Origin of the sequence: Microcoleus sp. Pol12A5, assembly GCF_036701435.1 — a bacterium.
GTDB lineage: Bacteria > Cyanobacteriota > Cyanobacteriia > Cyanobacteriales > Microcoleaceae > Microcoleus.
Genome location: NZ_JAUBQU010000173.1, coordinates 1 through 8,915 on the forward strand (window position 1 = coordinate 1; position 8,915 = coordinate 8,915).

Here is an 8,915-nt window from a genome sequence, read left to right on the forward strand (position 1 = left end):
AAAGCGTTTCAAGTTTAAGTCTAGCTAGCTCAAGACTTAGCGTTACATAGTTTATTTTTTTCCTGTCCACCTACTTATGCAGTGGCTAACCCAGAGAGTAGTTACAGATTTGGTTGCTGCCTAGCTTCCCCCTGTCCTCGAACTGACAACAGAGGGATTAATTCGGTTGAACAGCCGCTAGAACTTGTCCGGCTGTCACTGTTTGCCCCTTTTCACAAAACAACTCGGCAACAGTGCCCGCAACATCAGCAGTAATAGCAATTTCCATTTTCATCGCTTCCAAAATTAACAGGCGATCGCCCTCAGCAACCGCATCTCCCACATTAACCAGCACCTGCCAAACATTAGCCGAAACGTGAGCGACCACTGCCTCACAGCCGATCGGCAAAGTAACCTCCGCCGCCGTGTCAGAAACCACATCCGCCGAGGATTCTGCGGCCGCTTCAGCGTCAAATTCCCCGGATGCGGCCCAGCGATCGCGCTCTGCATTAAATGCGGCTTGCTGCTGCGCTTTAAATTCAGCAGCACTCCCCGCAATAGAATGCAAAAACTCATTGTATTCTCTCAAATTAAAAGTGATTTCCTCAACCTTTAATTTAAACTTCCCTTCGATAAATTCTTCCCGACAGCGGTGCAATTCCTCATGAGAAACCGGATAAAATCGGATTTGGTCAAAAAAGCGCAAAAGCCAAGGTTTACCAGACTGGAAATCCGCCGTTTGTTTGAACCGATTCCACATTTGCACCGTGCGGCCGACAAATTGATAACCTCCGGGCCCTTCCATCCCGTAAACGCACAAATACGCGCCGCCAATGCCCACTGCATTTTCAGGAGTCCAAGTGCGGGCGGGATTGTATTTAGTAGTAACCAAACGGTGGCGCGGATCTAGGGGAGTTGCGACAGGCGCGCCTAAATAAACGTCTCCCAAACCCATCACTAAATAGCTAGCATTAAATACAATTTCTCTGACTTGTTCGATGCTGTCAAGCCCGTTTATGCGGCGAATAAACTCAATATTGCTGGGACACCACGGTGCATCCGATCGCACAGACTGCATATATTTTTCAATGGCCAACAGCGTCGATTCATCTTCCCAAGATAAAGGCAAGTGCACAATTCGCGCCGGCACTTCCAAATCCTCGATCGCCGGAAGTTCCGCCTCCGCAGCAATCAGCGCCTGCATTAGCTGCTGTTGCGAAATCTGGCGGCCCTCAAAGTGAATTTGGAGCGATCGCATTCCCGGCACTAATTCGATAACACCAGGCAACGGATTTGCTTTTAACTGTTCCATCAATGCGTGCGCCCGAAAACGCAAATTTAAATCCAGCACCAACGGGCCGTATTCCACTAGAATATATTTATCCCCAGCTTGACGGTAAGTAACAGCAACCTGTCCCGGAGATTCGGGAATTTCGAGCAAAATTGGAGAGGCGGGAACTGCTGGCAATTCCTCCGTATTTTCCCCAAAAACAGGCAAGCAAAAAGTAGCAATTTGCCTATTTTGTGCTAATTCCCGCTGCAAAGCTTCAGCAAAACTCAAACAGTGAAAGCGAATGCTGTCCCCCGGTTTCAGTTGCCCGATTTTCCACAATTCCGACTGCACAATAGTAGCAGGACACACAAAACCTCCCAAACTCGGGCCGTCAAGACCGAGAATTACAGGCATATCGCCCGTAAAATCGATCGTGCCGATCGCGTAAGCATTATCGTGAATGTTAGACGGGTGCAAACCCGCTTCTCCTCCGTCTTGACGCGCCCAGGTGGGCTTCGGGCCGATCAGCCGAATGCCCGTCCGCGTCGAGTTGTAATGCACCTGCCATTCTGTGGAGAAAAACATTTCGATGTCTGACTCAGTAAAGAAATCCGGCGCGCCGTGAGGCCCGTACAAAACGCCGATTTCCCAATTATTGGTGTAGGTGGGAATTAGTTCCGGAGGCAAAGATATTTCCGCTTCCAGAGTCGCAGTTTGAAGCAGTTTAAGCACATCTCCCGGACGCAGCGTGCGGCCCGCGTGTCCGCCAAATTTGCCCAGTACAAAAGTTGATTTGCTGCCCAAATAATCGGGGACATTAAAGCCGTGTTTGACTGCTAAATAAGTGCGGTAGCCGCCGCCTTGAATGGCTTTTAACTTGAGAATGCTGCCAGCTTTTACGGGAATTGCTGTCCAAAACGGCACCGATTCGCCGTTTAGCGTTCCCTTCATAGTTGCACCAGTCAAACTAATAACTGTATCGGCATTAAAGCGCAGAGTTGGGCCTGTCGCTGTGAATTCCAATCCTGCTGTCGATTCGGGATTTCCTACTAAACGATTTGCCGATCGAAATGCCAGATGATCCATCGGCCCAGAAGGCGGCACGCCAACATCCCAATAGCCAATCCGCCCCGGATAATCTTGAATGCTGCTGTAGGTTCCCCCATCCAATACATCGATCGTTAAAGGTGCGTATTCAAAAGAGTTTAAAAAGCGCGTGCTCAGTTCGCCCCGGTTGAATCGGGAATCGTCCAAAATCTGGCGCAGGTAATCTAAATTAGTTTCAATTCCCGCTATTTCACTGGCATCTAAAGCAGCTTTGAGTTTTACGATCGCCTGGGTTCGATTATCGCCGCAAACGATTACTTTGGCTAGCAGCGGATCGTAAAAAGGAGTAACCTCCGTGCCGGTTTCTATCCAACTGTCGCAGCGGACGTTTTCGGGAAACGCAACTTGATTCAGCAACCCGGAACTCGGCTGAAAATTCTTGCCGGCATCTTCGGCATAAATTCGCACCTCAATTGAGTGTCCCTGCGGCCGATAGCGGTACTCTTCCAGGGGAAACAAATCTCCCGAAGCCTGTTTTACCATCCACTCAACGAGGTCGATGTTGTTGACAGCTTCAGTAACGCCGTGTTCGACTTGCAAGCGCGTGTTGACTTCCAAAAAATAAAACTGTTTCGCATCGACATCAAATACAAATTCAACAGTACCGGCTGACTGGTAATTTACGGCTTTTCCCAACCGCACGGCTGCACCGTACAACTGATTTCGCTGTTCGTCGGTAATAGCAGGGGCAGGGGTTTCTTCAATTACTTTTTGATTGCGCCGCTGCACCGAACAATCTCGCTCGCCCAAGGCTATGACATTTCCTTTGCCATCTCCAAAGATTTGGACTTCTATGTGCCTGGCTGTTTGAATGTATTTCTCTAAAAAAACGCCGCTTTGTTTAAAATTGCTTTGACTCAAACGCTGTACTTTTTCAAAGGCTTCTGCCAAATCTCGATCGCCAAAACAAGCCTGCAAACCAATGCCACCGCCGCCTGCGGTACTTTTGAGCATCACCGGATAGCCGATCGCCCCAGCCGCTTTTTGGGCATCCTCTAAACTTGCTAAAAGTTCGCTTCCGGGAGTTAGCGGCACTTGATTTGCAGCGGCTATTTCCCGCGCGGTGTGCTTCAATCCAAAGCAGCGCAACTGACTCGGAGTCGGGCCGATAAATGCAATATTTTCCCTTGCACAAGCTTCGGCAAATTCAGCATTTTCGCTCAAAAAGCCGTAACCCGGATGGATAGCTTGAGCTTTAGTTTGGCGCGCAACTTCGAGAATGCGATCGAACCGCAAATAACTCTCGGCTGCGGCGGCTGCACCGATACAAACGGCTTCGCTGGCGGCGAAAACGTGCTTGGCGCGGGCGTCGGCTTCAGAATATACTGCTACCGAAGCAATTCCGAGGCGATCGAGCGTGCGGATAATTCGACAGGCAATTTCACCGCGATTTGCAATTAAAACTTTGTTAAACATTTAGGTAATTGGTAATTGATAATTGTTAATGGTAATTGGTAATGGGTGTCTCTTTACATCTTGTACTATCTTGAAGAACAGGCAAGATGCCTGTTCCACAAAGAGTGACTTTTCTTGTGGGGTGGGCTTCTAGCCCGCCCCTAAAAAAAATGCGCCCCTAAAACTATCCTGAAGAACAGGCAAGATGCCTGTTCCACAAAGAGTGACTTTTCTTGTGGGGTGGGCTTCTAGCCCGCCCCTAAGCCCCTAAAACTATCCTGAAGAACAGGCAAGATGCCTGTTCCACAAAGAGTAAATTTTCTTGTGGGGTGGGCTTCTAGCCCGCCCCTAAAAAGATTGCGGAGACAGTGCCAACCCTACATTTACACCGCATCCCAAACAATCAACTGAATCGGCGTAGGATTGTAAGCATTGCAAGGATTGTTCATTTGCGGGCAATTAGAAATAGCAACCAGCGCATTCATTTCGGCTCGCAAATCAACTGTACTTCCCGGATCGGAGATGCCGTCAACAATTTCAAGCGTGCCATCTTCGCTAACCGGAACATTCATAAAAAAGTTGATATTGCTGACTAAATCTCGCTTACCCAAACCGTAGGGAAGAATTGCGGCGAGAAAATTTTCAACACAGGCGTGCTGGTATTTTTTATCTAGTCCAAACCGCACCGAATTGCTCTCGCAGCTACAGGCGCCGCCGGAGGTATCGTGCCGTCCGCAGGAGTCAGCAATTATGGTCATCATGGCTCGCCCTTCGTTGGAAATGAGTTGGCTGTTTGTAGTGACAAAGATGTTGCCTTGATTGACGATCGTATCGGGGGCGCTGTAGCGTTCGGAAGGGTCATCGGCATTGTAAACTAAAAAATCTACTGCTTGATTTCCGCCTAAATCTACAATACGAAGAATCTGTCCTTTTTTGATGACACGAGACCAGGGATGTCTGGCTGGTAAGACTTCGTTATAAATTGCAGTTTTTGGATCGAGGATTTGTTGGGTAGTTGCAATCATGGTTCACTTTTTATGATGGAAGTGCAGAGTTTTTCACCGCAGATTGATGCGGACAAAGTTGAGTTGTGTAATCCGGTCTATTGCACGAACAAAGCATCGGTGTTGATGAAGCCGCGCACGGCTTCCGGGTTGGCGGTGCGGCACAAGTCGTCTGGTGCGGGTGCGGGGGTTTTCACAATCTGAATTTGGATGGGTTTTGGATCGTAAGTTGAACCCGGATGCAGGATGTGGGGGCAGTTAGAGATAATGGTCAATACGTTCATTTCGGCTCGCAAATCGATAAAACTACCCGGTTTCTCGCAGCCTTTGCGAAACTCCATCGTGCCATCGGGTTTGACGGCAATGCGAGTAAATAAGTTGAGGTTGGGCATGATGTCTTTTTTGCCCAATCCCCACCGACTTAGGGCTTTTAGGAAGTTGTCGCGGGAGTTTTTCCAGTCTCCTTCGCCGTATTTTTTGGCATTGCTAATGGCGTTGCTGCATCCTCCTAGCAAATCGTGACAGCCGGAGGTGTCTTGGGTGATGGAAAATAGGATGCGTCCCATGTCTGTGTAGATCACCATGCCTTGTTTGAGAAAGGCGTTGAATTGAATTTTGGCGGTGTCTGCTGCGTTGAAACGTTCGATCGCATTGTCGGCGTTGTAGCACAGCATGGAAACGCCGCGAGAGCCTTCTAAATCGGTGATTCGCAGGGTGTTTCCCCGCTTGATGACTCCCGACCAGTACGCGCCGCCCGGTACGGTTTCTTCGATTAATACGAGGTCAGAATCGATTTGTGAGTTTGGGTCGATCGATGATAGTTGCACTATAAGTTCCTCTTGATGTATTTGGGGGGGTCAGCGAAACCAACAATAGTATTCTGTAGTGGCCAAACCCGTCCTCTCCCAAAGTAATATTTATTTCCACTGATATCTTGCACCATTCTTAAGAACGGGCAAGATGCCCGTTCCACAATAAAATTGAGTTTTGTGGAACGGGCATCTTGCCCGTTCCTAAATAGGTAATTGACAATGGTGCAAGATGTTAAGTTTCCACTTACTTAGATTGGCAGTTAAACTCTTGGCGCCGGCGCAAAAAGTGCAACTACAAACCTATTTTTATTTAAGCAGCCATTGCAACTGCTTCCTGTCCGTGTTTCCGCATCAAATCCATTAGTTCGTCGCGGTAATCGTGGAATTTGGCGTGGCGTTTAACGCTGGGAGTGCGATCGGGCAAATTAATCGACATTTCCTTTCTCACTGTACCGGGACGAGCGCCCAAAGCATAAATCCGATTGGAAAGAAACACCGCTTCTTCGACATCGTGGGTAATCATAAAGATTGTAATCTGAGTGCGGCGCCACAAATCGAGCATGAATTCGTGCATCGATTCTTTAGTGTGGATATCCAAGGCGCCGAAAGGTTCATCCATTAATAACACTTTAGGTTCAGAAGCGAGGGCGCGGGCGATCGCCACCCGCTGTTTCATCCCGCCCGACAATTCCTTCGGTAGCGACGAAGCAAACTGCGTCAATCCTACCACATTCAAATAATAGCTCGCTTGTTCGCGCCGCTTTTTCTTGGAAACGCCTTGAAGTTTGAGGCCAAACTCGGCATTTTCCTGCACGTTCATCCAAGGATAAAGAGTGTAATGCTGAAATACCATACCTCGATCCGGCCCAGGCGAAACAACTTCTTTGCCATCGATTTTCACTTCCCCTGTTGTCGGCTTGTCCAATCCCGCAATCTGCCTCAACAGAGTAGATTTGCCCGAACCGGATGCGCCTACCGCGCAGATAAATTCGCCTTGCTTGATGCTCATATTGATGTCCTTGAGGACAACTAATTTACCCTTTTTCGTTTCAAAGTTTTTGTGCAGATTGTTGATTTGCAGAAACATGAGTTTATCCTCTGTATTGTAAGTAAAAAAATGACACCATTCTGCTTTTTAACATCTGCTTACTGTTTCTGACTTGACCATTTACAAGAAACCCGCAGCAGATATTGAAAAAGCAAGTCAAAAGTCAGTCCGATCGCCCCAATGACAATCAGCCCCACAAAAATTTCATCGGTTCGGAGAAATCGACCTGCGACGCTGATCCGGCGGCCTAAGCCTTCGGTTGCCGCAATCAATTCCGAGACGATTACCAATTGCCAAGCCGCAGCTAGGTTGATGCGGCTAGCATCAAGAATTCCCGGCAAAACGTGGGGAAAAATAACTTGAGTGAGGATTTCCCAGCGATTCCCGCCCAACATATAAGTAGATTCTATCAAGTCTTTGGGAACAAACTTGACTGTATCCATCACCATCAGCGAATTGAAGAAAAAGACGCCGATAAATATCAGGGTAATTTTGGGTTCTTCGCCGATTCCCAAGTAGAGAATTAGCAGGGGAATGAATGCTGGTGCAGGCATATATCGCATCAAGCCGAACATGGGTTCCAGCAAAGCGCGAATACTGGCAAAACTGCCCATCAGCACGCCAATTGGTATGGAAAAAACCAAGGCGAACAGAAAGCCCACTCCCACCCGCCACAAACTCGCTACTGTGTCTTTTAAAAGTTCGCGAGTGTTCCACAGCCGACCAAATGCCTCTAAAACTTTGCCGGGGGAAGGCAAAAATTTGGGGTCTACGTTGGCGAAGGTTGTTACTAGCCACCACAGCAGCAGCGGGAGTGCGATCGATGTTACCGTTAACCCAATATTGAGGGGTTGTGGTATCTCTTCCGCAATCCGCCAGAAAACGGTGGGATTTAGGCTTTTTTGCTTGAGGTGGGATTGGATCGATCGGGGTTCGGGATTTGGTGGCATGATTTAATTGCAGAACAGTTGAGCGAGTAATTCTAGTAGCTTTTTGGGTTTTTCAAAAAGAATATTATTGAAAGTTTTTTGTGTCTGCAAAATCGTAAAGTCTGCCTTTTAGCTTTTACCTTCCGCATAAGCTTTGATAAAGCGATCGTCAAATAATGTACTGATATCGGGTTGGGTTTTTGCTAAATTTACATCGACGAGAAATTTGGTCATTTCTGCCGCCGCAAACTGCAATGATGTCATGTCATTTCCCGGTTGAAAGGCTTTCAAGTTTTCCTCAACCGTAAATATCTTAGTGCCGTTTTCATATTCTTTGTATTCCTCGACGCTAACTCCGGCGCGGTTGGCTAGAATCTCGTAAGATTTCTCTTTATTTGATTTCATGTATTCCAATGTTGCAAACCATGAATTGACCAGGGCTTGCACTCGATCGGGGTGTTCGCCCATAAACTTTCTGGTGAATACCAAATGGTCGGAAATCGCCCCCGGAAAATCTTTTGAACTAAACAGTTCCTTGCTGTTCGATCGTTTTAAGGCCTGCGTGGTAAATGGCGCAAATACTGCCACCGCATCGACTTGACCTCCGACGAAAGCCGCCGCAGCTTTGCCGGTTTCCAGCGGTACAAATTGAATATCTTGCACTGATAAACCTGCTTTTCTCAGCCCTAACAGCAATAGAAAGTGATCGACTGTACCTTCCTCTGCTGCAACTTTTTTACCTTTCAAGTCGGCAACGGAATTGATGCCTTCGGCGACAATCACTTTGTCATTTCCCGTCGAGTTGTCGTTGACTAAAACAATTACTTGGTCTGCACCGCCGGATATAGAGTTTACAGTATCGCCGAGGGTTTGGCTGTTAGCATCTATCTGTCCTGCTGTGAGGGTGCTGATGGATTCTAAGTAGCCGTCAAACCATTTTAAGTCTACAGCAATATTGTTAGCTTCAAATATCTTTTGCTCTTTGGCAATTTGCCAAGGAAACCAGCCGGGCCACGCGCTGAATCCGAGGCGAACTGCGTTAGCACTTACTGAAGAAGCTGCTTCTGTTTCTGTCGTGGTTTTGATATAAATTGCCGGGTTGACGCAGCCGACAGCGAAAAACAAGGTGATGAAAAATAGGGCGCAGTAGGACAAGGGCGATCGCGTTATTTTTGGGGAGCAATATCGGATATTCATAGCATATTCTGGTTGCTGGTTAGAGGTGAATATGTCGATCGAGCTTTTGCACCTTCTTTGGCTTCCTTAGCTGCCGCAAACCCCCTTGATATACAAGGATAAAGCCCGAGAGCTAACGAACCGAGTCTTGATGACCGATCGCGTTTCTCCCGGGCTTTTATCCCGCCGTGT

General features: G+C 47.8%; 6 protein-coding genes. All 6 read right to left on the reverse strand.

Annotated features, from left to right (window positions below):
- Positions 1-157 precede the first annotated feature (157 nt).
- Positions 158-3,775 (reverse strand): urea carboxylase, encoded by a 3,618-nt coding sequence (gene uca, locus QUA45_RS26385; RefSeq protein WP_333222724.1) that lies wholly within the window; start codon positions 3,773-3,775, stop codon positions 158-160.
- Positions 3,776-4,137: 362 nt separating this feature from the next.
- Positions 4,138-4,779 (reverse strand): urea amidolyase associated protein UAAP2, encoded by a 642-nt coding sequence (locus QUA45_RS26390; RefSeq protein ID WP_333222726.1) that lies wholly within the window; start codon positions 4,777-4,779, stop codon positions 4,138-4,140.
- A gap of 77 nt (positions 4,780-4,856) precedes the next feature.
- Entirely contained in the window at positions 4,857-5,585 is a 729-nt protein-coding gene (locus tag QUA45_RS26395; protein ID WP_333222728.1) for an urea amidolyase associated protein UAAP1, read from the reverse strand.
- 295 nt (positions 5,586-5,880) lie between these two features.
- On the reverse strand, positions 5,881-6,657 hold the full coding sequence (locus QUA45_RS26400) for an ABC transporter ATP-binding protein (RefSeq protein WP_333041363.1): 777 nt from the start codon (positions 6,655-6,657) through the stop codon (positions 5,881-5,883).
- Positions 6,658-6,716: 59 nt separating this feature from the next.
- On the reverse strand, positions 6,717-7,568 hold the full coding sequence (locus tag QUA45_RS26405; RefSeq protein ID WP_333222730.1) for an ABC transporter permease: 852 nt from the start codon (positions 7,566-7,568) through the stop codon (positions 6,717-6,719).
- A gap of 108 nt (positions 7,569-7,676) precedes the next feature.
- On the reverse strand, positions 7,677-8,744 hold the full coding sequence (locus tag QUA45_RS26410) for an ABC transporter substrate-binding protein (RefSeq protein WP_333222732.1): 1,068 nt from the start codon (positions 8,742-8,744) through the stop codon (positions 7,677-7,679).
- Between the last annotated feature and the right edge of the window lie 171 nt (positions 8,745-8,915).

What these genes read in the sequence shown, in the direction of transcription:
- uca (WP_333222724.1), bottom strand. Translation starts at nt 3,775, where the DNA reads ATGTTTAACAAAGTTTTAATTGCAAATCGCGGTGAAATTGCCTGTCGA.
- QUA45_RS26390 (WP_333222726.1), bottom strand. Translation starts at nt 4,779, where the DNA reads ATGATTGCAACTACCCAACAAATCCTCGATCCAAAAACTGCAATTTAT.
- QUA45_RS26400 (WP_333041363.1), bottom strand. Translation starts at nt 6,657, where the DNA reads ATGTTTCTGCAAATCAACAATCTGCACAAAAACTTTGAAACGAAAAAG.
- QUA45_RS26405 (WP_333222730.1), bottom strand. Translation starts at nt 7,568, where the DNA reads ATGCCACCAAATCCCGAACCCCGATCGATCCAATCCCACCTCAAGCAA.
- QUA45_RS26410 (WP_333222732.1), bottom strand. Translation starts at nt 8,744, where the DNA reads ATGAATATCCGATATTGCTCCCCAAAAATAACGCGATCGCCCTTGTCC.